This is a genomic window from Patulibacter minatonensis DSM 18081 (assembly GCF_000519325.1).
Classification (GTDB): Bacteria; Actinomycetota; Thermoleophilia; order Solirubrobacterales; family Solirubrobacteraceae; genus Patulibacter; species Patulibacter minatonensis.
This window is the reverse complement of sequence record NZ_KI912613.1, coordinates 3,608,678-3,634,684: the sequence shown is the minus strand read 5'-3', so window position 1 is coordinate 3,634,684 and position 26,007 is coordinate 3,608,678. Positions and strand designations below refer to the sequence as shown.

Here is a 26,007-nt window from a genome sequence, read left to right as displayed (position 1 = left end):
GGGCCCACGCGGGGTACCGGTGGGCCCCGATGGCCGAGCCCCTCGACGAGTACCGGCGCAAGCGGTCCTTCGACGACACCCCCGAGCCCTCCGGGGACGAGGACGGGGCGTCGGCCGGAAAGGACGCCCCGCGCTTCGTCGTCCACGAGCACCACGCCACGCGCCTGCACTGGGACCTGCGCCTCGAGCACGACGGGGCGCTCGCCTCGTTCGCGATCCCGGGCGGCCTGCCGACCGACCCGGAGCAGAACCGCAAGGCCGTCCACACCGAGGACCACCCGCTGACGTACCTGGACTTCGAGGCCACGATCCCCGAGGGCAACTACGGCGCGGGCGAGATGACGATCTGGGACCGCGGGACCTTCGAGGTGGAGAAGTGGCGGAAGGACGAGATCATCGTCGTCTTCTCCGGCGACCGGCTGACCGGGAAGCACGCCCTCTTCCACGCCGGCAAGGACCCGAAGGACTGGATGATCCACCGCATGGATCCGCCGGTCGACGCGGACGCGGAGCCCATGCCCGACGCGATCGAGCCGATGCTCGCGAAGCCCGGGAGCCTGCCGCGAAGACTCGAGGACTGGGCGTTCGAGGTCAAGTGGGACGGCGTCCGGGCGGTGGTCCGGTCGCAGCCGGGGCGCTTCCACCTGTTCTCGCGCGCCGGCAACGACATCACCCCCGCCTATCCGGAGCTGCGGGCGTTGAACCGGCAGCTCTCGTCGCACGAGGCGATCCTCGACGGCGAGGTCGTGGCGTTCGGCGACGACGGGCGGCCGAGCTTCCAGGCGCTCCAGTCGCGCATGCACGCGCGGGGCGCGCAGGTGAAGCGGCTCGCGCAGGAGCGGCCGGTGACGCTCATGGTCTTCGACCTCCTCTGGCTCGACGGGCACGCCCTCATCGGCCTGCCGTGGTCCGAGCGTCGGGAGCGGCTCGAGGAGCTCGGACTCGACGGCGACCACTGGCAGACGCCGGCCGCGTACGTCGGCCAGGGCGAGGGGCTCCTCGCGGCGACCGCCGAGCAGGGCCTCGAGGGCGTCATCGCCAAGCGCACCGACGCCGTTTACCGTCCCGGGCGTCGATCGGAGGCGTGGGTCAAGGTGAAGCACGAGCAGCGGCAGGAGTTCGTCGTCGGTGGGTGGTTGCCCGGGAAGGGCGGCCGCTCGGGCGTCCTCGGGTCGCTCCAGCTCGGGGTCTTCGACGAATCGGGTGAACTGCAGTACGCGGGCGGCGTCGGTACCGGGTTCGACCGCGACACGCTCGAGGACCTGACGGCGAAGCTCGAGCGGCTGGAGCGCAAGACGTCCCCGTTCGCCGGCCGGCAACCGCCGAAGGAGGCCCGCTTCTGCACCCCCTCGCTCGTCGTCGCGGTCCGGTTCGCCGAGTGGACGTCGGACGGCTCGATCCGCCAGGGCGCCTACCAGGGCCTCCGGGACGACAAGGACGCGAAGGACGTCGTGCGGGAGACGGCTGCGGCGCCGTCCGCGGCGGGCGAGGATGAGCAGGCCGCAGCGCCGTCCGAGGACGGGGCGTCCTCCCGGACGTCCCGTGGCCCGAAGGGCGGAGCGGCGTCGACGGGCACGACGTCCTCGGAGGACGGGAAGGCGCCGGCCTCCGACGATCCCCACCACGTCCCCGACGACGTCCTCGCCGCCGCACTCGGCGGTCGGCCCGAGACGGGCGCGCCGGTGCAGGCCACGGTCGTCGACGAGCCGGAGCCGCCATCCGACCCGACCGCGGACGCGGCGGGCGATGCCGAGCCGGAGGTCGCAGACGTCGACCCCGACGAGCTCATCCCGTCCTCCGGGAAGAGCGTCCAGGTCGAGGTCGAGGGGCGGACGCTGAAGCTGTCGAACCTCGACAAGGCGCTCTACCCCGGCGGGTTCACGAAGTCCGACGTGCTGCGGTACTACGCGGCCATCGCGCCGGTCGCCCTCCCCCACTGGCGGGGCCGCCCGATGACGCTCAAGCGCTACCCGAACGGCGTCGAGGAGAAGGCGTTCTTCCAGAAGCACGCCGACAAGCACCGCCCGGACTGGGTCGCGACGACGACCGTGCCGTACGGGAAGAAGGACGGCACCGTCGACTTCGTGATGGTGCAGGACCTGCCGACGCTCCTGTGGGCGGCGAACCTCGCGGCGATCGAGCTGCACCCGTCGCTGTCGCTCGGGCGGCCCGACGCGGAGTACGGCGTGTCCGGCCCCCGCGCCCTCGTGTTCGACCTCGACCCCGGTCCGGGCGCGTCGATCGTCGACTGCTGCCGCGTCGCCCTGGCGATCCGCGACGTCCTCGGCCGGTTCGAGCTGCAGGCGGTCTGCAAGACGTCGGGGTCCAAGGGCATGCAGCTCTACGCCCCGCTGGGCGAGGCTGGCGACTACGACGAGACGAAGCCGTTCGCCCGGTGGCTGGCGCGGTTCCTGGAGAAGCACCTCCCCGACCTCGTCGTGTCGAAGATGGCGAAGGAGCTCCGCCACCGGAAGGTCCTGATCGACTGGAGCCAGAACGACCAGGCGAAGACCACGGTCGGCGTCTACTCGCTGCGCGCCCGCCGCCGCCCGACGGTGTCGACGCCGATCGACTGGGACGAGGTCGAGGCGTGCGAGCGCTCCGACGACCCCGAGACCCTCGTCTTCACCGCCGACCGCACCCTCGAGCGCGTGGCGCGGCGGGGCGACCTCTTCGCGCCGCTGCTGACGCTGGAGCAGCGGCTGCCGGAGCTGAACGGCTAGGACTCACCCGCCGGCGGGCGTCGCCACGAGCCCCGCGATCGCGTCCCGCATCGTCGTGAGGCCGGGCTCCTCCATCGGCAGGTGGCCGCCGTCCTCGAGCTCGAGGAACCGCTTCGGGCCGGCGATCCGGTCGAAGAACCGCAGGCTGAGCGCCGTCGGCGTCCAGGCGTCCGCTCCCGGGTGGGCCAGGAGGACCGGGCCGTGCTCCCAGTCCTCCGGGGCGACCGGCGGCTCGTACGCCAGCCACGTGCGCAGGAAGCCGAGGGCGACCCGCGAGCCCGTCCCGCGACGGTCGGCGACGAGCGCCCGGGTGACCGCCGGGTCGTTGCTGATCCCGCCGACGTTCCCGACCAGCGAGAGCGGCACGCGGAGGTCGTCGAGCCGTCGCGGCAGCGCCCGGAGCGCGGCCGGCGCGACGCGCGCGAGCGCCGGGTGCCGGACGACCGCCGCCCGGACCGCCGGGTCCGCGGTGTCGAGCAGGTTCGTCGCCACGACGCCCGCGACCGTGCCGACCGGCAGCGACGCCGCGACGTGCCACGCGAGCATCCCGCCGAGGCTCATCCCGGCGACCACCAGCGGGCGACCGCTGCGCTCCCGCTCGGCCACGACCAGTCCCGCCGCGAGCCGCACCCAGGCCTCGTAGCGGCGGTCCGACGGCGGCGCGTCGGTGAGGCCGTACCCGGGCAGGTCGGGCATCACGGCCTCGATGCCGGCGTCCCGCGCGAGTCGCCCGGCACTCGACAGGAGCCGCCCGTGCCCGCCGCCGCCGTGGAGCACGACGACGGTCGCCGGGGCGTCCTCCACCCGGTAGCGGTCGAGGTGCAGCGTCGCGGCCCCGCTCGTCCACGCCTCCTCCTCCGGCTCGTCGCCGAGGGTCCGCATGGCGGCGGGCAGCAGCGGCTGGACCGTCCGCCAGGCGTCGTGGTCGCGGGCGTAGGTGCGGTGGGCGGGGCCGTAGCTCATGCGCGAAGCATGGGCCGTCGGGAGGGCGTCCACCACTCGCGTTCGGGCGTCCGCGAGGGGCCGTGGAACCGCCGTGGGGGACCGGCGATGCGCGGCCGTGGACCGCTGCGCCGGGAGGGCTGCTCAGGTTCTCGCGCGGTCCGGCAGGGCCCAGTACGCGTCGGCGCCGGAATCGATGCGGGTCGCGACGCGTTCGAGCCGCTCGCGGGCGTCGTCCCGGTCGATCCGCATCATGGCGGCGACCTCGGCCGTCGCGAGCGGCACGCCGGCCCAGTCCAGGAGCGTCGGGACGTCGTCGGGGGCGTCGCGGCGCCGGAGCGCGGGGTCGAGGTTCGCCAGCGCGATCTCGTACGTCGGGTGCGAGTTGAAGCCCGGGACGCTCGCGACGCCGGGGCCGGACGGGAGCCGCAGCTCGAGGCTCGGGGCGCTGTAGCGCCGCTCGCCGGCGGGACCGCCGAGGCGGTGGTCGAGCGCCCGTGCCCTCGGGGACGGGGTCCGCGCGGCCGTGGCGTCCTCGTCGAGCGCGATCGCGACCGGCGCGGTCGCCGCCCACGTCTGGACGCGGACGGGGTCCAGGCCGACGTCGACCGCCGCCGCGGCGAGCAGGGTCGGATCGTCGAGCAGCCCGCCCGCCATGGTCCGGACACGGATGCGACGGAGCAGCGCCTCCTCGTGCTCCGGGGCGTTCAGGCGTACCGCGACGACCGCGCGGCACGCGGGCTCGCTCGACGCGGGACGGGCGTGCGGGCCGCGCGCGATCGGCATCCCGTACGCCTCCTGCAGGCCGTCGGCGCCCCCGGCGAGCTTCTCGGCCTCCCCCTCCTCGCGGGTCAGGACGATCATCGTCGTCCGCCAGCGCAGCTGCCGGCCGTACTGCCACCGCAGCGCCCAGCGGACGGGTTCCCACGAGAACGCGAACGGGCACGCCGGGTCCGTGAAGAGCGTGACCTCGACCCGCGGCCGGTCCGCCGACCGGTCGTCGGGCGGCGCGGGATCCTCGGGGTCGGGGGATCCGGATGCGTCGGGGGCGGCCATCGCCCGGCCCCTACCCCGTACGCCCGACCGCCAGCGGTCGGTGCGTCGCCCGGCTCCCACGGGGTACCCGTCGTCCCCATGCCCGCTGCGCGCTCCATCTGGAACGGGACGATCACGTTCGGGTCCGTCGCGATCCCGGTGAAGCTGTTCTCGGCCACCAGCCCGCACACCCTCCGGTTCCGGGAGGTCCGCGCGAGCGACGGCGCGACGATCGAGCACCGGCGGATCGGCGCCGAGTCCGGCGACGAGATCGAGTACGCCGACATCGAGAAGGCCTACGACGAGGGCGACGACGGCCAGATCGTCCTGACGAAGGAGGAGATCGCCGCGGCCGAGGGCACGCACCCGAAGGTCATCGCGATCGAGCACTTCGTCCGCGCCGAGGAGATCGACCCCGTCTTCTACGACAAGCCTTACCTCGTCGGCGCCCAGGACGACGGCGTCCACGGCTACCGCGTCCTCCTCGCGGCGCTGGAGAAGAGCGACAAGGTCGGCATCGGGCGCTTCGTCCTGCGCTCCCGCGAGAACCTCGTCGCCGTCCGCCCGCTCGGCGGCGCCCTCGGGATCCAGACCATGCGCTTCGACGACGAGCTCGTCGACAAGTCCGACCTCGAGCTCCCGTCGCTGCGGAAGAAGCCGGGCGCCCGCGAGGTCAAGATGGCCGGCGCGCTCGTCGAGATGCTCCAGGGCGACTGGGAGCCCGAGGAGCAGCACGACACCTACCGCGACGCCGTGATGGACCTCATCGAGCGCAAGCGCCACGGCAAGGAGCCGAAGAAGGCGAAGCGCAAGCCCGAGGACGGAGGGGATCTCGCCGACGCGCTGGAGGCGAGCCTGAAGGGCGGGAAGCCGAAGCGGAAGACCGCCGCGGAGCGGAAGAAGGCGACGGCGGGGGCGAGCTCGGCGAAGGCGAAGGCGTCGTCCGGCGGGTCGAAGTCCTCGAGCGGGAAGCCGTCGTCCGGTGGGTCGACGTCGACCGCCACCAAGAGGGCGTCCGCCAAGAAGAAGGCGTCGACGACGAAGAAGAAGCCGTCGACCACGAAGAAGAAGGCGGCGTCCTGATGGCGCGCTCCCTCTGGACCGGCTCGCTGAGCTTCGGCCTGGTCAACGTGCCGGTGCAGCTCGTCTCGGCGGTGCGCGACCGCGACGTGCACTTCCACCAGGTGCACAAGGAGACCGGCGAGCGGGTGCAGATGCAGCGCGTCGCATCGACCGACGGGAAGGAGGTCGACTGGGAGGACGTCGCCAAGGGCTGGGAGACCGACGACGACCGGATGATCGTCCTCACCGACGAGGACTTCGAGGCCGCGCAGCCCGACAAGACGCGCACCGTGGACATCGACCTCTTCGTCGCGCTCACGGACATCGACCCGGTCTACTTCGACCACCCCTACTGGCTGCTCCCCGCCGGCGACGGCGACGGACCGATCCGCGCGTACCGCCTGCTCGTCGACGTGATGGCGAAGGCGGGCCAGGTCGCGATCGGGCGCATCGTCCTGCGCGCCAAGGAGTACCTCGTCGCCCTCCGCGAGCAGGACGGCCTGCTGTCCCTGACGACGATGCACTTCGCCGACGAGCTCCGCACCCCCGACGACATCGGGGCGATCCCGACGGGGAAGAAGGGGAAGCCGACGAAGCGCGAGATCGACGACGCCGTCGCCCTGATCGGCGAGCTCACCGACGACTTCAAGCCCTCCCGCTACGACGACTGCCACCGCGTCCGCCTGCTGCGCCTGATCGACGAGAAGCGGAAGAACGGCGAGGTCGAGATCCCGGAGCACGACCCCGAGCCGGCCCCGCAGAAGGCCCCGAAGGACCTGATGGCGGCGCTCGAGGAGAGCCTGGCGACGGCGAGGGCCCGGTCGAAGAAGGGCGGCGGGACGGCGACGTCCCGAGGCGGTTCGAAGCGACGGGCGAAGGCCGGCTGAGGATCCCCGGTGCCGCGCCGGGCGGCGTGCACCGCTCGCCGCCCGTTCGGGGCCGGTGTACGGTGGCGACCCGGCAGATGTTCGACCACGTCACCATCCGCGTCTCCGACCGCCGGGCAGCCGAGCGCTTCTACCGGCCCGTGCTCGAGGCCGCCCGGCTCGAGCGACCGACCGGCGGGCCGGTCTACCTGCAGTGGCGCGACTTCTCGTTCGCCGAGGCGGGTCCGGGGCATCCGGTCACGAGGAACCTCCACCTGGCGTTCTCGGTGGCGTCGCGGGACCTGGTCGACGCCTTCTGGCGCGCCGGCGTCGAGGTCGGGGCGCCCGACGACGGGCGGCCCGGGGTCCGCGACTTCACCCCGACCTACTACGGGGCGTTCCTCCGCGATCCCGACGGCAACAGCGTCGAGGCCGTCCATCGCGACGGCCGGCGGACCGACGGCAACGTCGACCACCTCTGGATCCGCGTCGGCAACCTCGCCGCGTCGCGGACGTTCTTCGAGGCGATCGCGCCCCACGCCCCGATCCGGCGGCTGACCGACACGGGCGAGCGGGTCTCGTACGTCCGCGAGGGCCCGGGCGGCGGCACCTTCTCGCTGGTCGCCGGCGGCGCCCGCACCGAGCACGTCCACCTGGGCTTCCTCGCACCGGACCGCGCGACGGTCGACGCGTTCCACGCCGCCGCCCTGGCCGCCGGGTACGCCGACAACGGTGCACCGGGCCCGCGCCCCGAGTACGGCCCGCACTACTACGGCGGCTTCGTCGTCGACCCCGACGGGAACAACGTCGAGTCGGTGTACGTCGGGACGGGGTAGTCCGGCGGGGCGGCGTAGTCCGGCGGGGTGGAGTAGTTCGGCGGGGTGGAGTAGGTCGGCGGGGCGGCGTGTCCGGCGGGACGGCGGGACGGCGGGACGGCGGGACGGCGGGACGGCGGGACGGCGAAACGGCGCAGTCCGCGCTGACGCCGGGACGGCACGGTTCGCAGGGTCACGGAGACGACGACCACGAGGTGCCAAGGGCCCTTGCCGGCGTGGGACCGTGGCACATCGGGGTCGCTCAACGACCACGAAGTGCCAAGGGCTCGGTCCGAGGCGGGGGCTTGGCACCTCGCGGTCGACCCGTCACCGCCGGCGGGTCTTCCCCCACCCCGGTCGGCCGTCCCGTCCGCCTCGGCCGCCCCGCCGCCCACCGCAGCCGTCCCGTCCGCCCCGTCCGCCCCGCCGCCCTCCGCAGCCGTCCCGTCCGCCCCGCCGCCCTCCGCTGCCCTCCCGTCCGCCTCGGGCGCCCCGCCGCCTTCGGCCGTCCCGTCCGCCTCGGCCGCACCGCTGCCGTCTCTCGCACCCGCCGGGGCTGGGTCGAGCCGACCGCGGCCGTAGCGACCCCGGCGTCTCGGTTCCAATCAGAAGGACGTGACGAACCCCCCGGTGTCGGCGCCCCTCGTCACGTCGTCCTCCCCAGCACCCGGACACGTGACAAGGCCCTCCGGGACGGGTGGGGGTTGTCACGTCGCACTCGTTCCGCGCGTCCGTCCCACGTATCCGGCGATCGGGTGCCCGCAGCGCCCCGCCTCCGTCCCCCGCGCCGCTGCCCCACCCGGCACCCACCGCCCCGCCCGTTGATCGCGGCCTCACCCGCCCGCCGTAGGCTCGCCCCATGCGCCTGATCCTCAACGTCCTGTGGCTCGTCCTGGCCGGGTTCTGGATGGCGCTCGCCTACACGTTCGCGGCGATCCTGATGGTGATCCCGATCGTCACGATCCCGTTCTCCATCGCCGCGCTCCGGATCGCCGGGTTCTGCCTGTGGCCCTTCGGCCGGACGGTCGTGCCGGCCGCCGACGCCGGGGTGATGTCCGGGATCGGGAACGTCATCTGGCTCCTCCTCGCCGGCTGGTGGCTGGCCCTGGGGCACCTGGTCACCGGCGTCCTGCTCTGCGTGACGATCATCGGGATCCCGTTCGGCATCGCGAACTTCAAGCTGATCCCGATCAGCCTCCTCCCGCTCGGGCAGCGGGTCGTCCCGGTCGGGTCGTACGCCGACGCGCGCGGCGTCGCGTTCTGACGGACCCCGGGCCGCGGACTCCGACGCCCCCGGTCACGAATCGCGCCGGCCGCACATCTCCCCGGTGATGGACGACCGCGACCCCGACGCCTACCGCGAGCTGTACCGCGCGCACTACGCCACGGTCCACCGCTACCTGGCCGCCCGCGCCCCGGCCGACCAGGTCGACGACCTGGCGGCCGAGACGTTCCTCGTCGCGTGGCGCCGCTTCGGCGACGTCCCGGCCCACGTGCTGCCGTGGCTCCTGAACGTCGCGACGAAGGTCCTCGCGAACCAACGCCGCTCCGCCGAGCGCGCCGGGGCGCTGGCCGGCCGCGTCCGCGAGGTCGCGAACCTCGACGGCCCGGGCGTCGAGCAGGACGTCGAGCGTCGGGAGCACCGCCGGGCGCTGCTCGACGCGCTGGAGACCCTGGAGCCCCAGGACCGCGAACTGATGCTGCTGCACGTCTGGGAGGACCTCCCCGCCCGGCGGATCGCGGTCGTGCTGGAGCTCAGCCCGGTCGTCACCCGCGCCCGGCTCTCCCGCGCACGGCGCCGCCTCGCGCGGGCGCTGCAGGCCCGGCTGGACGCCGGCCCGGCGCCCGCCGTCGTCCGGCCCGACACCGCCCACCGTCCCGCCCCCCGGGGCACCGTCCCGAACCCCACCACCCCCACGACCACCAGGACCCGCACATGAGCCCGACCGATCCCACCACCCTGCTGCGCGAGCTCCGTCCCGAGGCCGAGGCCCGCCCCGACGAGGACGCCCTCGAGCGTCTGCTGCTCGCCGGCCCGCAGACGCTGCCCCGACGACACGCCCGGTACGTCCGGCCGGTCGCCCTCGCCGGCACCATCGCGGTCGTCGCGACCGCCGGCGTCGCCGTCCTGCCCGGCGACGGCGGCAGCGTGCCGGGGATCCTCGACCGCGCGGCGGCCGCGGTCACGAAGCCCGACACGATCCTGCACTACCGCTCGACCGTCACGAGCGGCTCGGGCGTCCGCACCGTCGAGTCGTGGCAGACGACCGACGGACGACGCAACCGGACGATCTTCCAGGGCGGCGAGCTCGAGTCCGTCCGCGACGAGGACGCGAGGACGTTCGTGACCTACGACCGCGAGCGGGACGAGCTGCTCCGGCACACCGACCCGGCGTTCTTCCCGCGCGACGGACGCGCCGTCCCGGACCTGGCGACCACCCCGCCCGGGCTCGGCGTGACGCAGATCGGCGACCTGGCCGAGCTCCTCCGCCGGGCGAAGGACGGCGCGGACGGCGTCGAGGTCCTCGAGCCCACCGAGATCCGGGGCACGCCTGTCGAGCACGTCCGGATCACGAGCTCGCTGAAGACCTTCACCGGCGCGTCGGGTCCCGGCAAGGGGCTCGACGCCCCCGCGACCGAGCGCACGACGACCCGCGACATCTACCTCCGCACCGACGACGCCCTCCCCGTCCGCGTGGTCGACCGGCTCGGCGCCCCGAGTCCTCTGCTGACCATCGACTTCGACGTGGCCGAGTCCCTCCCCCGCGACGCCGCCACCAACCGGCTGCTGCGGATGGGACCGCACCCGGGCGCGTCGGTCCGCGATGAGGGCACGTTCCGCTGACGGCCGGCGCGGCGGGGTCGCCGGGATCGCCCCGCCCGAGTGGGTTGCATGACCGAACCTGTATGACTCGCTGAGTCGCTTCACGCAACGCAGATCGGAACACCATGCAGCTCGAAGGTCTCACCGTCCTCGTCACCGGCGCCAACCGCGGGATCGGCGCGGCGTTCGCCGCGGCCCTCGCGGACGCCGGCGCCGCCAAGGTCTACGCCGGCGCACGCGACCCCGCGTCCGTCACCGACCCCCGCGTCGTCCCCGTCCGGCTCGACGTCACCGACGCGGCCGGCGTCCGGGCGCTCGCCGAGGAGCTCGGCGACGTCCAGCTCGTCGTCAACAACGCCGGGGTCGGGGCGCCCTCCGCGCCGCTCGACATCGACGTCGAGACCGCGCGGTGGGAGTTCGACGTCAACTACTTCGGGACCCTCGCGGTGTCGCAGGCGTTCGCCCCGGTGCTGGCGCGGAACGGCGGGGGCACGCTCGTGAACATGCTCTCCGTCGTCTCGTGGATCGCGATGCCGCACCTCGCCAACTACTCGGCCACGAAGGCCGCGGCATGGTCCCTGACCAACGGCCTCCGCGTCCAGCTGCGCGAGCAGGGGACGCGCGTGGTCGGCGTCCACGTCGGCTACGTCGAGACCGACCTGACCGAGGGCCTGCAAGGCGACAAGATCCAGGCCTCCGAGGTCGCCGACGCGCTGATCGCGGGGCTGCGCGCCGACGACGACGAGGTCCTCGTCGACGAGATCAGCCGCCAGGTGAAGGCCGGACTGTCGAACCCGCCGTCGGTGCTCTACGGCGAGGCGTCCGCGGCCTGACCTGGCCCGGGACCGCCGAGCGCCGCCGCGGCGCACGGGTCCCGGACGGGGACCGCCGCACGTCGGCCGTCAGGGCCGCGGGACGCAGAGCACGAACGCCCGCAGCGTCCGGGAGTCGGCGGAGTTCATCGCGCTGCCGGTGCGGTTCGTCCCGACGACCGTCCAGCCGTCGGCGCTGTTCGCGCCGTCCGGCTTGGCGTCCTGGACGCCGGTCGAGACGACGGTCCCGTCCGGGTTCCGGAGCACGCGGATCGGCGCGGAGCGCCCGAGCGACGTGTTGTCGGCGGAGCCGTTGACGAACGATCCGCCCCCGCCGGTCGCCATCTCGTCGACGTTGCACCGCGCCACCACCAGCGCCGCGGTGCCGCCACCCGCCACGTTCGTCTCGATCGACCGCGTGACGACCGAGCTGAAGCCGCCGCGGGCCCCGGTGTCGCCCGTCGCGCCGGTCGCGCCCTGCGGTCCCGGTGCCCCGGTCGCGCCCGTCGCGCCGGCGGGGCCCGCGGCCCCGCGCGCCCCGGCCTTGCCCGCCTTAAGCTCGCCGGTCTTGAAGTCCTTCGCCAGGAGGGACCCGTTCTTGACCTTCGAGGACGTCACCGCGGAGTCCTGGAGCTGCTTGCCGCCGACCGACTTCGCGGGGAGCTTCGTCGCCGCGTAGCCGGTGCCGCCGAGCGCGACGAAGAGCGCCAGCGTGCTCATCACCATCGGCGGCGTGAGGTGCCGGCGGAACCCGGTGGGGGCCTCCGGGCCAGGTGGTGGTGAGGGAGCGACGGGCTCGGGGTGCTGCTCGTCCATGGGGGGATCCTGCCTGACCCGACCGACGGGATCGTCGGGGCGGGTCCATGGATCTTTGCGCGTCGGGCGCTCCCCGTGTGTCATACCGCCGCCTCGACCGGGGCGGCGTCGTCTGCGGCGACCCGCGTCCGCCACACCGAGGGGCTCACGCCGCGCACGCGCTTGAAGGCCGTCGAGAGCGCGAACGCGCTGCCGTACCCGACCTCGTGCGCGACCGAGCCGACCGTCGCGCCCGGCTCGAGCAGGAGGTCCGCGGCGAGCGCGATCCGCCACCCGGTGAGGAAGCTCATCGGCGGCTCGCCGACCAGGTCGTGGAAGCGGCGGGCCAGCGCCGCCCGCGACACCCCGGCCTCGCTCGCCAGCGCCTCGACGGTCCACGGGCGGGCGGGTTCGTGGTGCAGGAGCCGGAGCGTCGGCCCGACGACGGGGTCGGCCGACGCGCGGTACCAGCCGGGCGCCTCGGCCTCGGGTCGCGCGAACCAGGCGCGGAGCACGGCGATCAGCAGCACGTCCAGGAGCCGGTCCAGCACGGCCTCCTGGCCCGGCGCGTCCTTGACGACCTCGTCCGCGAGCAACGGGATCACCGGACAGTCCCACTCGTCCTCCCGGAGGACCAGCCGCGGCGGGAGCGCGCGCAGCAGGCGCCGGCTGACCTCGCCCTCCAGGTGGTAGGTCCCCGTCAGCATCACCGTCTCGCCGTCGGGGTCGTTGCCCCAGGTGCGGACCCCGAGCTCGCGCATCGCGTCGAGCTCGACGCCGTCCGGGGTGGTGCAGCGCTGGCCGGGGTGGATCACGGCCTGCGGGGCGGTGGCGGGATCGTCCGCCACGACGTATGGGTCGGGCCCGAGCACGATGGCGACGTCGCCGACGTCCAGCCGCACGGGCGGGGCCCCGGCGTCCCGTCCCTCCGGCAGCAGCCACGCGTGACCGCGGACGATCGCGACGATCGTGAGCGGCGCCTCGTCCTGCACCCGCAGCGACCACGGGGGGTCCATCGCCGAGCGCAGCAGGAACGCTCCGCGCGCCCGGGGACCGTCGAGGAGGCCGGCCATCGCGTCCATCGCCGCATCATAGACGCTCGCGTATGCATCGAAGCGATTCGACTATGGAACGTCCAGACTCGCGGCGCTTGAATCGTCGGCATGACCACCACACCGCAGCACTCCACCACCACCGACCGCCGCCCCGTGCTCGTGCTCGGCGCGACCGGCAAGACCGGGCGACGCGTCGCCGACCGCCTCCGCGCCCGGGGCGTCGACGTCCGCGCCGGCTCGCGCTCGGCGTCGCCCGCCTTCGACTGGGACGACGCGTCGACCTGGCCGGCCGTGCTCGACGGCGTCCGGGCCGTCTACGTCGCCTACGTGCCGGACCTGGCGGTGCCCGGCGCCGCCGAGACCGTCGGCGCGTTCGCCCGGCAGGCGACCGCGGCGGGCGTCGAGCGGATCGTCCTCCTCTCCGGACGCGGCGAGCCGGAGGCCGAGCGCGCCGAGCGGGCGGTGCAGGCCGCCGGGACGCCGTGGACGGTCGTCCGCTGCGCCTGGTTCGCCCAGAACTTCGACGAGAGCTTCCTGCTCGACCCGGTGCTGACCGGCGAGGTCGCGCTGCCCGTCGGCGACGTGCGGGAGCCGTTCGTCGACGTCGAGGACATCGCCGACGTCGCCGTCGCCGCCCTGACCGAGGACGGCCACGCGGGCCGGCTCCACGAGCTGACGGGGCCCGAGGCGCTGACCTTCGCCGAGGCGGTCGGGGCGATCGGCGCGGCGATCGGCCGTCCGGTCGTCCACACGGAGGTCCCGCTCCCGGGCTTCCTGGCCGGGCTCGCCGCCGCCGGCGTCCCGGAGGACGTGGCGGGCCTCATGGCCTACCTGTTCACCGAGGTCCTCGACGGCCGCAACACGCCGACCACCGACGGCGTGCGCGAGGCGCTCGGCCGGCCCGCCCGGCCGTTTCGCGACTACGTCCGCGACGCGGCGGCCCGCGGCGCCTGGGACGTGCCGGCGGTGGCCCGATGACCGGGCCGCTGTTCGGGCTCGCGCTGTCGACCGCGCTGGCGTGCGGCCTGAGCGCCGGGGTCCTGTTCGCGTTCTCGGCGTTCGTGATGCCGGCGCTCGACCAGCTCGACCCCGGCGCGAGCATCGAGGCGATGCAGGCAATCAACGAGAAGGCCGTCACCCCGGCGTTCATGATCGTCCTGATGGGCGGAGCGCTCCTCTGCGTCGCCTTGGTCGTCGTCGCGGTGCGGTCGTGGTCGGACCCGTCGTCGCCGTGGCTCGCCGCGGGCGCCGGGGTCTTCCTCGTCGGCGTGATCGGCCTGACGATGGGCAAGCACGTGCCGATGAACGACGCGCTGTCTACCGTCGACGCGCACGCCTCGGGCGCGGCGGCGCGCTGGAGCGACTACACCGGGACGTGGACGCCGCTGAACCACCTGCGCGCGGCGGCGGGGGCGATCGCGACCGGGCTGATCGTCGTGGGGATGACGACGGGGTGACCCGGAGGCGGCGACCCGCGCGCCCCTGCTCAGGCCCCGCAGGTCCGGTAGCGGCGCGCGTCGGTCACGACGCGCGCGCGGCCCTTCGCGTCCTTCGCGCGCAGCACGGCCCGGCTGACCACCGACACCGTGCGGCGCCCGTACCGCGTGAGGTCGACGGTGGCGGTCCACCGGCCCTGCGCGGCGGTCGTGCCGGCGGCGCGGCGCGTCGCGACCTTCCGCCCGCCGACCCGGACGGTGACCGAGCGGATCGCCCGGCCGGTGGGGCGCACGCGGATCGCGAAGCGGCGGCTGGCGCACTGCGCGGCGGCGGCGGGCTTCGCGGCGCTCGCGGACCGCGGCTCCAGGCCGATGTCGGGCACGGTGCCGACCGGCCCGGTCGGCAGCATCGTCACGCAGCGGACGGGCCGGGCCCGGTCGGGCGCCAGCGCGTTCAGCACGAGCTGCGCGACGTTCGGCGAGTAGGCGACCGCGAGGTGCTCCGACATGTCCTGCGGGCAGACGTCCTGGAGGACCGTGTTCTTCACGTTCGGGGCGTCGAGCAGGCCGCTGGTGTAGGGCTGGACCAGCTCGTCGTACTTCGTGGCGATCTCCGTGTAGTGGATCGACGGGATCGCGGGGCCCGCGGCGTTCACCGCGTTCAGGTAGTCCGACCCGCGCGCGAACTGCACGCACGACCCGCAGACCGGCGACAGCAGCGTGGTCAGGCCCTGCTGCGCGCCCAGCCCGAGGGCCTTGTCCGCGGCCACGAGGTCGCCGATGCCCGCCAGGTTCGTGCCGTCCCAGAGCGGGGTCAGCTGCACGTACTTGTCGACCTTCGCCGCGCCACCGCGGAAGGAGAGGTACCAGCGCGGCATCACGGTGCCCTCCGAGTGGCCGAGCAGGTCGACCTTGTCGGCGCCGGTGGCCTGCAGCACCTTGTCGACGAGCGCCTGCAGCTCCGCGGAGCTGTCCTCCATCCGCTGCAGGCCGGCGACGTACGGGAACCCGGCGGACCGGCCGTACGTGAGCCCGAAGACGCAGAAGCCGTTGTTCTTCAGGAGCGGGGCGAAGGTCGCCCAGTTCGTGCCGAGGGTCGCACCGAGGCCGTGGACCAGCACCACGGGTCGCGTGCCCGGCGCGGGCTTGCAGGAGAAGTCGTTGGCCCCCGGGGCGGCGTCGGGGTTCGCACCGCCCGCGACGAGGTTCACCGGGCTCCACGGCACCGGCAGCGGATCGGCGGCGTTCGCGGCCTGCGGGCCCGCGAGCGCCACGGCCACCGCCGCGGCCGCGGCCACGAGCGGCGCGCGGAGGGGGCGGATCGTGCGTCGCAGGGCGGATCGGGGGCGCATCACGGTGGACACCGTACCTCCCCGACCGCCGTCCGCGGCAAAGAGCTACCGGCGGTCGAATTCGGTGAACCGGCGGATCCGTGCCGGGATCTCCGGGCACCCGTAGTACGGTCGTGGGATGCGGGCCGGCCGGCGTACCCCCCTCGTGGCGAGCGCCGCCGTCGTCGGGGCCGCCTGCACGGTCTCGCCGCTCCTGACCTGGCTGACGGCCAACGGCCACAAGGGTCACTGCGGGTGGACGTGCTACGTCCCGACCTCGAGACCCGTGTCGATCGCCGCCCTCGGGGGCCGCGGAGGCCTGCAGGTCGCACCGCTCGTCGGGATCCTGCTCGTCGTGCTCGCGGTCCTGGCCGTCGCGGTCCTCGTGACCGCGCTGTGGTCGTCGGACGGCCCACCGGTCGCGCTCGGGTGGACGATCTCCGCCGCCGGGCTCGGGACGCTGATCGGGACCGTGGTCGTGATCGTCCGCTACGCCGAGGGGGGCACGATGGTGCAGACCACCGCCGACGGCGTGTTCTCGGCGAACCCCGGGCCCGGGGCGGTCGTGGCGCTCGCGGCCAGCGCGGGAGCGGTGCTGCTCGGCGCCGCGGTCGCGCTCCGGCCCACCGTGGCGGTCGCCGTCGCGGACCCCGCGGAACCGGTGCCGGGCGGGCCTACGTCGCCGGATCCCGCTCGTACACCACCGCGGACGACAGGGTCCCGACCTGGTCGTACAGAGACCGGGCACGACCGTTGAACGCCTGGGTCTGCCAGTAGAGCTTCGTCGTCCCGCGGGCGGCGGCCTCCGCCGCCACCGCGTCGACCAGGAGCCGGCCGACGTCCCCGCCGCGCGCGGCGGGATCGACGAAGAGGTCCTCGAGGTAGCAGTACCCGCCGGGGGACCACGTCGACGGGTGCACGATCGCGTGCGCCAGGCCGATCGGGCGATCGTCCGCGTCGCAGGCGACCAGCGCGAAGACGCCGGCGGTCCCGGCGCACAGCCGCCGGAACGTGTCGGCCGTGACCTCCGGCGTCAGCTCCTCGCGGTAGAAGCGCAGGTAGCCGTCCCAGAGCACGGCCCACGCCCGGTGGTCGTCCGGGCGCAGTGGGCGGACGGACGCGGCGACGGACACGGCAGGCACCGTACCGGCGCGCGGGCCCGGTCGCGACAGCACGTGGACGACCCGCGGCACCCGGTCCGGGGCGCTCCCCCGCGCCACGCCTCCCCGCGCCGGGCGCCGGTGCGGCACGATGGTCCGGTGCGCGTACGTCCCACCACCGCCTCGGCCGCCCGGACGACCGGTCCCCCCACGGGACCGGCCGGGGTGCCGTCACGCCCGCGCCCGGCGGGTCGCGGGTCGTCGGTGCTCGCCCCCACGCTCCCGCGGGTCGTCCCGCCCTCCGTCCCGGCGGTGACGCGATGAGCGACGACTGGGACGACGACGACCAGGAGGAGCTGAAGCCCCTCAAGCCCTTCCGCCCGGCGATCCCGCGCGCGGGGCACGACGACCGGCCCCGCCCACGGCCGCGCCCGAGCGCGGCGGAGCAGGAGCCCGCACGCGTCGGGGGCACCGGCGGCGGCGGCCCGCGCCTCCCGCACCGTCCGACGGGCGGTCCCGCCGACGGCGGCCACGGGCCCGAGCCGGGCGGCTGGACGCCTCCGCGGCAGGCCCTGTTCGCGGCGATCGGCGGCGTCGCGCTGATCGTGGTGATCCTGCTGGTCTCCTCGTGCGGCGCCGGCGACGACGAGCGCGACGCCGAGCAGGCGGTCGTCGACCAGTTCCTGTCGGCCTTCGCCTCCCGCGACTACCAGGCGATGTTCGACTCGATCGACACCGACGCCCAGCGCGTCTACCCGGTCAAGCGCTTCGCGGGCCTGAACCGCGACGCCTACCGCCTGGCGACCGGCGAGTCGATCGAGACCGGCGGGTCGACCCGCGACGGCAACGAGTTCGTCGCGCCGATCAGCATCCGCACGAAGCTCTTCGGGACGATCGAGGGCGACCTCCGGCTCCGGGTCCTGGGCTCCGGGAACGACGCCCGCATCGCGTGGTCCCGCAGCCTGGCGTTCCCCGGGCTGCGCACCGGCGAGCGGCTCACCCGTCAGGCGCAGATCCCGACCCGCGGAACGATCATGTTCCGCGACGGGAAGACGCCGATCGCGCAGGGCAGGGACCGGCGGTCGTCCGCGCCCGCCGACGTCGTCAAGGAGATCCGCGGCGCGATGGGCCCGATCCCGGAGTCCGACCGCGCGGCGTACCAGGCGAAGGGGATCCCCGCGAACACCCAGGTCGGCGTGTCGGGGCTCGAGCGCCTCCTGAACGACGACCTCGTCGGGACCCCCGGCCTGACGCTGAAGGCCGGCGACCGCGTCCTCGGCCGGCAGAAGGCGATCCCGCCGAAGACGGTCGTCTCGTCGGTCTCGCTGCCCGTCATGGAGGCCGCCGTCCAGGCGCAGGCGTCCGCGCCGTCCGGGGGTGGCCTGACCGCCATCGACACCCGCACGGGCGAGGTCCTGGCGTTCTCCGGTGACGCGTGGCAGGAGGCCAGCGCCCCCGGATCGACGATGAAGATCATCACCGCGGCCGCGGCGCTGAAGGAGGGGTCGACGACGACCGACGAGCAGTTCCCGGTCGCCACCTCGGCCCTGGGCATCCGCAACGCCGACGGCGAGAGCTGCGGCGGGACGCTGGTGGAGGCGTTCGCCCAGTCCTGCAACTCGGTCTTCGCGCCGCTGGCGGTGAAGGTCGGCTCGACGCCGTTCGTGAAGATGGCCGAGGCGTTCGGCTTCAACCGCACGCCCCCGGTCGACGGGGCGGTCCGCAGCCGCATCCCGGACGACCTCGACGACGCCGACCTGGCGCTCTCGGGCATCGGGCAGTCGAGCGTCCGGGCGACCCCGCTGCAGGTCGCGATGATGGCCACCACCGTCGCGACCGGCGGCGACCAGCCCGTGCTGACCTTCCGCCGCACCGACGCGGAGGCGAAGGTCCGCAACGTCATCGACACGAGCGTCGCGTCGGACCTGCTGACGATGATGGAGGCCGTCGTCTCCGACGGCACCGGCACGTCCGCGCAGATCCCGGACGTCACGGTCGCCGGGAAGACCGGCACGGCCGAGATCGGCACCTGCCGCAGCGAGGGCCCCTCCGGCGGGGGCGGCACGGGCGGGACCGACGGCACCACGACGCGCGACGGGGCGAGCACCGACGGTGCCGCGTACCGCGGTCGTCGCGGCGCGCTCCTCCGGCCCGCGGGGCTGACCCTGGCCCAGGGCACCACGACCGACGGCGGCGCCGATCCCGACGCCCTGGACGATCCTCCGACCACGAGCACGGACGATGCGGACCCGACGACGACGGACGACACGACGACCGAGGAAACCCCGCCCGACGACTCGTTCACGGACCCCGTGGACCCGACGACGACCGCGCCGCCGGACACGTCGACGACGATCTGCGACCCGAACGACTCGTCGGACACCGACGCGTGGATGGCGGCGTTCGCGCCGTCGTCCGGCGGCGAGCGGGATCCCGTGGCCGTGGGCGTCCTGCGCCGCGGGGACGGTCAGGGCGGCGCGACCGCGGCCCCCGTCGCCAGGGCGGTCCTGCAGGCGGCGCTGAAGAAGTGACGCCGCCCCGACGGGGCGTCCCTCGGGACCCCTCGTGACGGGATGCGGGCGAAGGGACTCGAACCCCCACGGCTTGCGCCACGGGCACCTAAAGCCCGCGTGTCTACCAATTCCACCACGCCCGCTCGGCGTGTTTGCGACCGAGGGTCCGAAACTCGCCCGGACCTCCGCCGTGGAGTGTAGGCTCCTCGGCGTCATGGCGCGAAACGTGGAGCTCGAGTACCCCAACCGGGAGAAGTCGGCCAGCAAGGTGATGCGCCTCGTGGTCATCCTCTCGCTGCTCGGCTCGTGCGCGGTCATCGCCGCCACGACCATCAAGGGCTGGGACCTCATGGAGGACGCCAAGCCCCTGAACATCGCGTTCATCGCGTTGAACCTGATCTTCATCGTCCAGGTCGTGCGCTGGAGCCGCGGGGTGCTGCCGATGGCCGCCGGGATCGGCGCGTTCGTCGCGATCTTCGCCGGCGTCTCGATCAACTCGTGGTACGAGCGCGACGCGATCGGCTACAAGGACGCCGCGCTCTCCGCCGACCTCGGCTTCCTGACGATCATCATCCTCGCCGTCCAGGTGCTCGTGATCATCGTGACGATCGTCGCCTTCTCCCAGAACTGGCAGGAGGAGGTCGAGCGCACGGTGCCCGACACCCGCAGCGCCGACGTGCGTCCGCAGGGCACCGTCCCCGCCTGACCCCTACGATCCCGGGAACCACCTGCCCGGGTGGCGGAACGGTAGACGCGGCGGACTCAAAATTCGCTTCCGGCAACGGAGTGAGGGTTCGAATCCCTCCCCGGGTACCTCTCGAGACCCCCGCCCCGCGGGGGTCTCGTCGTTCTCCGGCCTACGCGTCCGGCGCGACCAGCGCGAGCAGTCCGTCGACGAGCTCCGGCGGCGCGACGAGCTTGCCGTCGCCCATCGGGCCGTGGCCCAGGATCGTCCGGACCTCGTAGCCCAGGGCCTCCACGATGACCTCGCCCGCGGCGGTGTCCCAGGCCTTCACGCCGTACTCGTAGAACGCGTCGGTCCGGCCACCGGCGACCCAGACGACGTCGAGCGCCGCGGCGCCCGCCCGGCGGACGTCTCGGACCTCCGGCAGCACCCGCGAGACGATCGACGCCTGGATGCGCCGGACCTCCGGGTCGTAGCCGAAGCCGGTCGCGACCAGCGCGTGCCCGAGGCCGCCGTCGGGCGCCGCGGCACGGGGCAGCGGCGTGCCGTTCAGCGTCGCGCGGCCGTCGGCGGCGCCGGCCCACAGCTCCTCGCGCCCCGGGTCGTAGACGACGCCCACGACGTCCTCGCACGCGACCGACACGCACCACTGCGGGTTGCCGTAGAGGTAGTTCACGGTGCCGTCGAGGGGGTCGACGATCCAGCGGCGACCGGTGGTGCCGAGGACGTCGTCGCCCTCCTCCCCCACGATCCCGTCGTCCGGGACCCGGGCGGCGAGGACGCGACGGATCGCCTCCTCGGCGGCGACGTCGGCCTCCGACACCGGATCGGTGGCCGTCGACTTCGTGTCGATCCGGAGCGCCTGGAGGTCACCGGCCCGCGACGTCAGCTCGGCGGCCGCGGCGCGCGCGGCCGCCTCGGCGACGGCGAGGAGCTCGTCGAGGACGGCGGTGTCGTGCCCGGAGGTCATGCCCTCATCGTGAGGGATCGGCACGGCCGGGGCGTTCCCCACGCGTGACCGGCGGCCTCCGCGGCCCGCGGCGCCCGTCCGTCAGACCCCCGCGGCGCGCAGGTGCGCCCAGGGCCGGTCGCGCTCCAGCTGGCCGGCGAGCGACAGGAGCCGCCGCTCGGACCGCGGCGGCCCGATCAACTGGCAGCCCATCGGGAGGCCGGCGTCGTCCAGGCCGATCGGCACGGCGGCGACGGGGTACCCGAGCACGTTCCAGACGGGCATGTGCGGCATCCGCTGGGCGACGCCGAGCATCGTCGTCAGCGCGCCGCGCCCGTGGAACGCGCCGATCTTCCACGGCACGTCCGTCATGCCCGGCTGGAGCACGACGTCGAACGCCTGGAAGTGCGGACGGAAGCGCTCGTGGAGGACCTGCTCCTGCGCGCGTGCCCACGCCAGCACGGCGTCGGGGACGAGCCGGCCGAGGCGCCGGGCGTTCCTCGTCCGGGGCTCCAGCCAGTCCTTCCGCGGCAGCGGCTCCACGTCGTCGGCGACGCCCCGCAGGTAGCGGACGAGGAACTGCGGGAAGGCGCGCGGGCCGTACGGGACCTCGCGCTCGACGACCTCGTGACCGAGCGCGCGCAGGCGGTCGCCGGTCTCCAGGATCGCGGCGCGGCGGCGGGCCTCGATCGGGACCTTCCCGATCGGCGCGCGCCACGAGATCGCGATCCGCAGCGGACGCGGATCGGCGTCGGCGGCCTCGCGGTAGCTCGGCTGCGGCTCGCCCGACGGGGCCTCGCCCGACGCCCAGCCGTCGTCGGCGATCACGTCCATCATCGCCGCGGCGTCGGCCACGGACCGGCCCATCGGCCCGGCGACCGCCAGGCCGTGCCAGTGCTCCTCGCCGTCGTCGGGCAGCACGCCGCGCGTGGTCTTCAGACCGAACAGGCCGCACATCGACGACGGGATGCGGATCGAGCCGCCGCCGTCGGAGCCGGACGCGACACCGACGATCCCCGCCGCCAGCGCGGCCGCGGTGCCGCCCGACGAGCCGCCCGGCGTGCGGTCGAGGTCCCACGGGTTGCGGGTCGCGCCGTAGGTCAGGGTCTCGGTGAACGGCCAGAGCATCCGCTCGGGCACGTGGGTCCGGCCGACGACCACGGCGCCCGCGGCCCGCAGGCGGCGGACCATGATGCCGTCCTGCGTCGCGGGCGGCCCCTGCGGCCGGCCCCCGGCGGGCGACACGTCGCCGGCGACGTCCTGGTCGTCCTTGACCGCCACCGGCACGCCGAGGAGCGGCGTGGTCTCCCCCGCGTCCAGTCGCGCCTGGGCCGCGGCGGCCTCGGTACGTGCGGACTCCGGGAAGACGATGCGGAACGCGTTGAGCGCCGGGGCGGTCGCCTCCAGCCGGGCGAGGACGGCCTCGAGCAGGTCGGGCGCGGTCACCCGCCCCTCGCGGAGGGCGACGGCCTGCGCGTCGGCGCCGGCCCAGAGCAGCTCGTCGATCTCCATCCGGCCACGGTACCGGTCGCCGCCGGGGGCGCCCGGGCCCGGTCGTGCTAGAACGCGGGGCATGCCCGAGAGCCCGTCCGCCCGCCCCGTCGCCGTCGTCACCGGGGCCAGCGGCGGCATCGGCGAGGCCTCCGCGCGCCGCCTGGCCGCGGCGGGGTACGAGGTCGTGCTCGGCGCGCGGCGGGTCGACCGGCTCGAGGCGATCGCGGCCGACATCGACGGCCGGGCGATCGCCCTGGACGTCACCGACGACGCGTCCGTCGACGCGTTCGCGGCCCAGGTGCCGACGCTGGACGTGCTCGTCAACAACGCCGGCGGTGCCCTCGGGGCGGATCCGGTGCTCGACGCCGACCTCGACGGCTGGCGCACGATGTACGAGACCAACGTGCTGGGCACCGTCCGGGTCACGAAGGCCCTGATCGGCGCGCTGGAGGCCTCGGGCTCGGGGACGATCATCAACGTCGGCTCGATCGCCGGCTTCGAGATCTACCCCGGCGGCGGCGGGTACATCGCCGCCAAGCACGGCGTCTGGACGACCACCAGGACGCTCCGCCTGGAGCTCCTCGGCCGTCCGATCCGGGTCACCGAGATCCAGCCCGGGATGGTCGAGACCGACTTCGCCCGCGTCCGCTTCGACGGCGACGAGGAGAAGGCCGCCGCGGTCTACGCCGGGATGACCCCGCTGGTCGCCGACGACGTCGCGGACCTCGTGGCGTTCGTCGCCACGCGCCCGGAGCACGTCAACCTCGACTCCATCGTCGTCCGGCCCCGCGACCAGGCGACCGGCCGCGACGTGCACCGCACCGCCTGAGCAGGGGCCGCGCCCCGGGCGGACGACGGCGCCGCGCTACAGCAGGTCGTCGGCGTCGCCGCGGTCGCGGTCCGGCGGGACCCGTGCGAGGCCCCGGGGCCGGAACGGGACCGGCGGCGGGAGGTCGTCGTCGGGCACCGGGTCGTCGACCACGCCCCGGTGGGCCACCGGCCGGAGCGCGACGGCCACGAGGACCGCCGCCACCGCGACGAGCACGAGCGGCCAGCCGGCGAAGCCGCCGCCGTCCCGCGCCAGCACCCCGAGGCTCGCGACGAGCGCCAGCGCCCCGAGCCAGCCAGGTCCGCGCTCGTGGAGCGTCGCCCCGAGCCCGGCGAGCGCGAACCCCGCGGTCAGCATCAGGAGCTGCCAGCCCAGACCGGCGTCCTCCGTCGCCCGCGGCAGGCCGAGGAGCTCCGCCGCCCCGCGGACGTCGTCCACGAGGAACGTGGCGGCGAGCAGGACCACGACGCCGGCCAGGGCGTCGGCCAGCGCGACCGCCTGCTGGTACCGCCGGTCGATCCGCACCATGATCGCGCCGACCAGGACGACCGCGGCCGCGAGCAGCGCCCAGCGGATCCCGACCCGCGGGTCGTCGCCGGTCCACGCCGCGCCGGTGCCCGCGACGAGCGCCAGGACCGCCGCCGCGGCGCCGAGCCCGAGGACGATCGTCGCCGACCGGACCCGCGCGAGCACGAGGGCGACGACCGCGCCCGCGCCCGCGACCACCGCGACCCAGAACGCCTCGACCGGCCGCCCCGGGGACGCCCCGGAGAGGTCGAGCCCGTGCGCGACGAGCCCGGTCACCGCGAGGGCGGTGATCGCGAGCAGCAGCTCCTGGTAGGCGCGCAGACCCGCCGCCTCGACGGGCGACCCGAGGGCGCCGAGGGCCGCGACCGACGCCAGCAGCACCAGCAGCGCGACGCGGACGGCGGTGGTCGTCCCGGACCGCAGCTCGGCCTCGACGACGGCGGCCGCCAGGACGACCGCTCCGGCCGCCAGCGTGTTCCCCCGGTGGGCGTGGACGCGCATGTGGACGCAACCGTCGCACGCGACCGTCCGGACGTCCACCCGGCCTCGCGGGAGGCTCCGGACCGGCCGGGTCCGGGCCTATACTCCGCCGTCGTGTCTTCTGCGGTCGCCCGCCCACTGCCCGAGGCCCCGGTCGTCGTGCTCGCCGGGGGGACCGGGGGCGCGAAGCTCGCCCGTGGGATCCTGCAGCACGCCCAGGACGACCTCGTCGTGATCGCGAACACCGGGGACGACGTCGAGATCCACGGCGGTCTCGTGAGCCCCGATCCCGACCTCGTCACGTTCTGGCTCGCCGACCGGATCGACGAGCGCGGCTGGGGCCTGAAGGACGACACGTTCCTCGTGATGGACGCCCTGCGCGAGCTCGGCGACGACGTCTGGTTCAACCTCGGCGACCGCGACCTCGCGCTGTGCGTCCGCCGTGCCCGCCGTCTCGCCGAGGGCGCCCGGCCGACCGAGGTGCTCGCCGAGAACGCGGCGGCCTACGGGGTCGCCGCCCACGTGCTGCCCCCCGCCGACGAGCCCGTCCGCACCCGGGTGCGCGCCGACGACCGCTGGTGGGACTTCCAGGAGTTCATGATCCGGCGCCTGCGCGAGGAGCCCGCGCCCGTCGTGCTTGACGTCGCGTTCGACGGTGCCGAGCAGGCGACCGCGACCCCCGAGGTCCTGCGCGCGATCGCGTCGGCGCGGGCGATCGTCGTCGGGCCGTCCAACCCCGTGATCTCGATCGGCCCGATCCTCGCGGTGCCGGGCGTGCGGGAGGCCCTGCGCTCCGCCGCGGCGCCCGTCGTCGCCGTCGCCCCGCTCGTCGACGGCCAGGTCCTCAAGGGCCCGACCGCGTCGTTCCTGCGGTGGGCCGACGTCTCGATGGACGCCCCCGGCATCGCCCGCGTCTACGACGGCCTGCTCGACGGGCTGCTGACCGACGAGGAGGTCGAGCTCCCCGGCGTCGCCGTGCGCACCGCGAACGTCCTGATGGCCGACGCGGAGTCCCGCGCGTCCGTCGCCGCGGACGTCCTCGCCTTCGCCGCCGACCTGGCCGCGGGCGACCGGAGCCCCGCATGAGGACCATCGCGGTCGTCCCCGTCAAGCGGTTCCCGCAGGCGAAGACCCGGCTGGCCGACCGCCTGCCCGCGCGCTCCCGCGTCGCGCTGATGCAGGCGATGGTGACCGACGTCCTGATCGCCCTGCGGCGCGCGGAGCTCGTCGACGGCGTGATCGTCGTCACCGGCGAGCCGATCGCCGAGCAGATCGCGATCAACTACAACGCCGAGGTCCTGATGGACGCCCGGGACCTCGGGCACAGCGAGGCCGCGGTCCTCGGCGTCGGCATGGCGCTCTCCAAGGGCGCCGAGCGCGTGATCCTGCTGCCGGCGGACACCCCGGCGATCGACCCGGCGGAGATCGACGGCCTGCTCAGCGCGGCCCCCGAGGGCCGCGAGGTCACGATCGTCCCCGACCGCCACGGCGAGGGCACCAACGCGCTCGTGCTGACGCCGCCGGACGTCATGACCCCGTCGTTCGGCGAGGGCAGCCGCAAGCGCCACGCGCAGGCCGGCGAGGCGGCCGGCGCCGCGGTCTACGAGTCCGAGCCCCTGACGGTCATGCTCGACGTCGACACCGGCGACGACCTCGCCGCCCTGCAGGCGCGGCTGGACGAGGTCCGCGGCGGCGCGTCGCACACGCGCGGGCTGCTGCCCCGCATCCTCTAG

The 26,007-nt window shown here is 74.9% G+C and carries 24 protein-coding genes, 2 tRNA genes and 2 pseudogenes; 18 read left to right on the top strand and 10 right to left on the bottom strand.

Translation table 11 applies throughout. The features are described 5' to 3' along the window. The first annotated feature begins 29 nt into the window (after positions 1-29). Positions 30-2,723: a non-homologous end-joining DNA ligase gene (gene ligD / locus PATMI_RS36020; protein ID WP_084270021.1), complete on the top strand. Its 2,694-nt coding sequence runs from the start codon at positions 30-32 to the stop codon at positions 2,721-2,723. A 3-nt stretch (positions 2,724-2,726) separates the two neighbouring features. Here the strand turns inward: ligD and PATMI_RS30985 are convergent, their stop codons facing one another. Both PATMI_RS30985 and PATMI_RS37615 read right to left on the bottom strand, forming a co-directional pair. Beyond that, positions 2,727-3,686, bottom strand: a complete 960-nt coding sequence (locus tag PATMI_RS30985) for an alpha/beta hydrolase (RefSeq protein ID WP_051471882.1) — start codon at positions 3,684-3,686, stop codon at positions 2,727-2,729. A gap of 123 nt (positions 3,687-3,809) precedes the next feature. After that, complete coding sequence (locus PATMI_RS37615) at positions 3,810-4,721, bottom strand: thioredoxin domain-containing protein (protein ID WP_051471879.1); 912 nt, start codon at positions 4,719-4,721, stop codon at positions 3,810-3,812. A gap of 78 nt (positions 4,722-4,799) precedes the next feature. On the opposite strand from PATMI_RS37615, the gene ku (PATMI_RS37610) reads away from it, so the two are divergent. The 8 genes and pseudogenes from ku (PATMI_RS37610) to PATMI_RS0116840 all read left to right on the top strand — a co-directional run bounded on the left by ku (PATMI_RS37610) (position 4,800) and on the right by PATMI_RS0116840 (position 11,100). Next, entirely contained in the window at positions 4,800-5,783 is a 984-nt protein-coding gene (gene ku, locus PATMI_RS37610; protein WP_051471877.1) for a non-homologous end joining protein Ku, read from the top strand. Further along, a complete protein-coding gene (ku, locus tag PATMI_RS30970) occupies positions 5,783-6,649 on the top strand; it encodes a non-homologous end joining protein Ku (RefSeq protein WP_051471875.1) in 867 nt (288 codons plus the stop codon). Before ku (PATMI_RS37610) ends, ku (PATMI_RS30970) begins: the two co-directional genes overlap by 1 nt. Before the next feature lie 77 nt (positions 6,650-6,726). Beyond that, positions 6,727-7,047 (top strand): annotated as a pseudogene (locus PATMI_RS38810) (VOC family protein); the annotation flags it as partial. A 48-nt stretch (positions 7,048-7,095) separates the two neighbouring features. Continuing rightward, positions 7,096-7,464, top strand: a pseudogene (locus tag PATMI_RS38805) (VOC family protein); the annotation flags it as partial. A gap of 838 nt (positions 7,465-8,302) precedes the next feature. Beyond that, entirely contained in the window at positions 8,303-8,707 is a 405-nt protein-coding gene (locus tag PATMI_RS30960) for a YccF domain-containing protein (protein ID WP_051471873.1), read from the top strand. A gap of 67 nt (positions 8,708-8,774) precedes the next feature. Further along, positions 8,775-9,383 (top strand): RNA polymerase sigma factor, encoded by a 609-nt coding sequence (locus PATMI_RS30955; protein WP_051471871.1) that lies wholly within the window; start codon positions 8,775-8,777, stop codon positions 9,381-9,383. After that, positions 9,380-10,288, top strand: coding sequence for a hypothetical protein (locus PATMI_RS0116850; RefSeq protein WP_026911735.1), 909 nt, complete (start codon positions 9,380-9,382; stop codon positions 10,286-10,288). Before PATMI_RS30955 ends, PATMI_RS0116850 begins: the two co-directional genes overlap by 4 nt. A gap of 104 nt (positions 10,289-10,392) precedes the next feature. Then, a complete protein-coding gene (locus PATMI_RS0116840; protein WP_026911734.1) occupies positions 10,393-11,100 on the top strand; it encodes an SDR family oxidoreductase in 708 nt (235 codons plus the stop codon). A gap of 69 nt (positions 11,101-11,169) precedes the next feature. Here PATMI_RS0116840 and PATMI_RS37970 read toward each other — a convergent pair whose 3' ends face one another. Together PATMI_RS37970 and PATMI_RS30950 are read right to left on the bottom strand one after the other, a co-directional pair. After that, positions 11,170-11,895 carry a hypothetical protein gene (locus PATMI_RS37970; protein WP_026911733.1) on the bottom strand — a complete coding sequence of 242 codons (726 nt, stop codon included), beginning with the start codon at positions 11,893-11,895 and terminating at the stop codon, positions 11,170-11,172. A gap of 80 nt (positions 11,896-11,975) precedes the next feature. Then, positions 11,976-12,956, bottom strand: coding sequence for an AraC family transcriptional regulator (locus tag PATMI_RS30950; RefSeq protein WP_051471869.1), 981 nt, complete (start codon positions 12,954-12,956; stop codon positions 11,976-11,978). 81 nt (positions 12,957-13,037) lie between these two features. On the opposite strand from PATMI_RS30950, the gene PATMI_RS0116825 reads away from it, so the two are divergent. Both PATMI_RS0116825 and PATMI_RS0116820 read left to right on the top strand, forming a co-directional pair. After that, a complete protein-coding gene (locus tag PATMI_RS0116825; protein ID WP_026911732.1) occupies positions 13,038-13,907 on the top strand; it encodes an NAD(P)H-binding protein in 870 nt (289 codons plus the stop codon). After that, positions 13,904-14,386 (top strand): anthrone oxygenase family protein, encoded by a 483-nt coding sequence (locus tag PATMI_RS0116820; protein WP_026911731.1) that lies wholly within the window; start codon positions 13,904-13,906, stop codon positions 14,384-14,386. Before PATMI_RS0116825 ends, PATMI_RS0116820 begins: the two co-directional genes overlap by 4 nt. 29 nt (positions 14,387-14,415) lie before the next feature. Here PATMI_RS0116820 and PATMI_RS30945 read toward each other — a convergent pair whose 3' ends face one another. Continuing rightward, on the bottom strand, positions 14,416-15,717 hold the full coding sequence (locus tag PATMI_RS30945) for a lipase family alpha/beta hydrolase (RefSeq protein WP_084270020.1): 1,302 nt from the start codon (positions 15,715-15,717) through the stop codon (positions 14,416-14,418). A gap of 145 nt (positions 15,718-15,862) precedes the next feature. Here PATMI_RS30945 and PATMI_RS0116810 point away from each other — a divergent pair, with 145 nt between their 5' ends. Then, positions 15,863-16,453, top strand: coding sequence for a hypothetical protein (locus PATMI_RS0116810; RefSeq protein ID WP_157260818.1), 591 nt, complete (start codon positions 15,863-15,865; stop codon positions 16,451-16,453). Here the strand turns inward: PATMI_RS0116810 and PATMI_RS0116805 are convergent. Continuing rightward, entirely contained in the window at positions 16,371-16,829 is a 459-nt protein-coding gene (locus PATMI_RS0116805; protein ID WP_051471867.1) for a GNAT family N-acetyltransferase, read from the bottom strand. The two genes, PATMI_RS0116810 and PATMI_RS0116805, sit on opposite strands and share 83 nt — an antisense overlap. Positions 16,830-17,116: 287 nt before the next feature. Between PATMI_RS0116805 and PATMI_RS34840 the strand changes: the two genes are divergently transcribed. Then, the gene (locus PATMI_RS34840; protein WP_051471865.1) at positions 17,117-19,327 is read left to right on the top strand and encodes a penicillin-binding transpeptidase domain-containing protein; all 2,211 of its coding nucleotides are present in this window, start codon (positions 17,117-17,119) and stop codon (positions 19,325-19,327) included. Positions 19,328-19,370: 43 nt separating this feature from the next. Here the strand turns inward: PATMI_RS34840 and PATMI_RS0116795 are convergent. Next, positions 19,371-19,452, bottom strand: a tRNA-Leu gene (locus tag PATMI_RS0116795). Between the two features lie 71 nt (positions 19,453-19,523). Between PATMI_RS0116795 and PATMI_RS0116790 the strand changes: the two genes are divergently transcribed. Together PATMI_RS0116790 and PATMI_RS0116785 are read left to right on the top strand one after the other, a co-directional pair. Then, positions 19,524-20,015, top strand: coding sequence for a hypothetical protein (locus PATMI_RS0116790; protein WP_084270019.1), 492 nt, complete (start codon positions 19,524-19,526; stop codon positions 20,013-20,015). A 24-nt stretch (positions 20,016-20,039) separates the two neighbouring features. Next, a tRNA-Leu gene (locus PATMI_RS0116785) sits at positions 20,040-20,122 on the top strand. Between the two features lie 44 nt (positions 20,123-20,166). Here the strand turns inward: PATMI_RS0116785 and PATMI_RS0116780 are convergent. Next, positions 20,167-20,964 (bottom strand): inositol monophosphatase family protein, encoded by a 798-nt coding sequence (locus PATMI_RS0116780; RefSeq protein ID WP_026911727.1) that lies wholly within the window; start codon positions 20,962-20,964, stop codon positions 20,167-20,169. A gap of 81 nt (positions 20,965-21,045) precedes the next feature. Then, positions 21,046-22,455 (bottom strand): amidase, encoded by a 1,410-nt coding sequence (locus PATMI_RS0116775; RefSeq protein ID WP_026911726.1) that lies wholly within the window; start codon positions 22,453-22,455, stop codon positions 21,046-21,048. Between the two features lie 61 nt (positions 22,456-22,516). Between PATMI_RS0116775 and PATMI_RS0116770 the strand changes: the two genes are divergently transcribed. Continuing rightward, on the top strand, positions 22,517-23,266 hold the full coding sequence (locus tag PATMI_RS0116770; protein ID WP_026911725.1) for an SDR family NAD(P)-dependent oxidoreductase: 750 nt from the start codon (positions 22,517-22,519) through the stop codon (positions 23,264-23,266). A gap of 36 nt (positions 23,267-23,302) precedes the next feature. Here the strand turns inward: PATMI_RS0116770 and PATMI_RS0116765 are convergent, their stop codons facing one another. Further along, positions 23,303-24,295: a hypothetical protein gene (locus PATMI_RS0116765; RefSeq protein WP_157260817.1), complete on the bottom strand. Its 993-nt coding sequence runs from the start codon at positions 24,293-24,295 to the stop codon at positions 23,303-23,305. A gap of 93 nt (positions 24,296-24,388) precedes the next feature. On the opposite strand from PATMI_RS0116765, the gene PATMI_RS0116760 reads away from it, so the two are divergent. Both PATMI_RS0116760 and cofC read left to right on the top strand, forming a co-directional pair. Continuing rightward, complete coding sequence (locus tag PATMI_RS0116760) at positions 24,389-25,360, top strand: 2-phospho-L-lactate transferase CofD family protein (RefSeq protein WP_245604185.1); 972 nt, start codon at positions 24,389-24,391, stop codon at positions 25,358-25,360. Further along, positions 25,357-26,007: a 2-phospho-L-lactate guanylyltransferase gene (gene cofC / locus PATMI_RS30935; RefSeq protein WP_051471863.1), complete on the top strand. Its 651-nt coding sequence runs from the start codon at positions 25,357-25,359 to the stop codon at positions 26,005-26,007. Before PATMI_RS0116760 ends, cofC begins: the two co-directional genes overlap by 4 nt.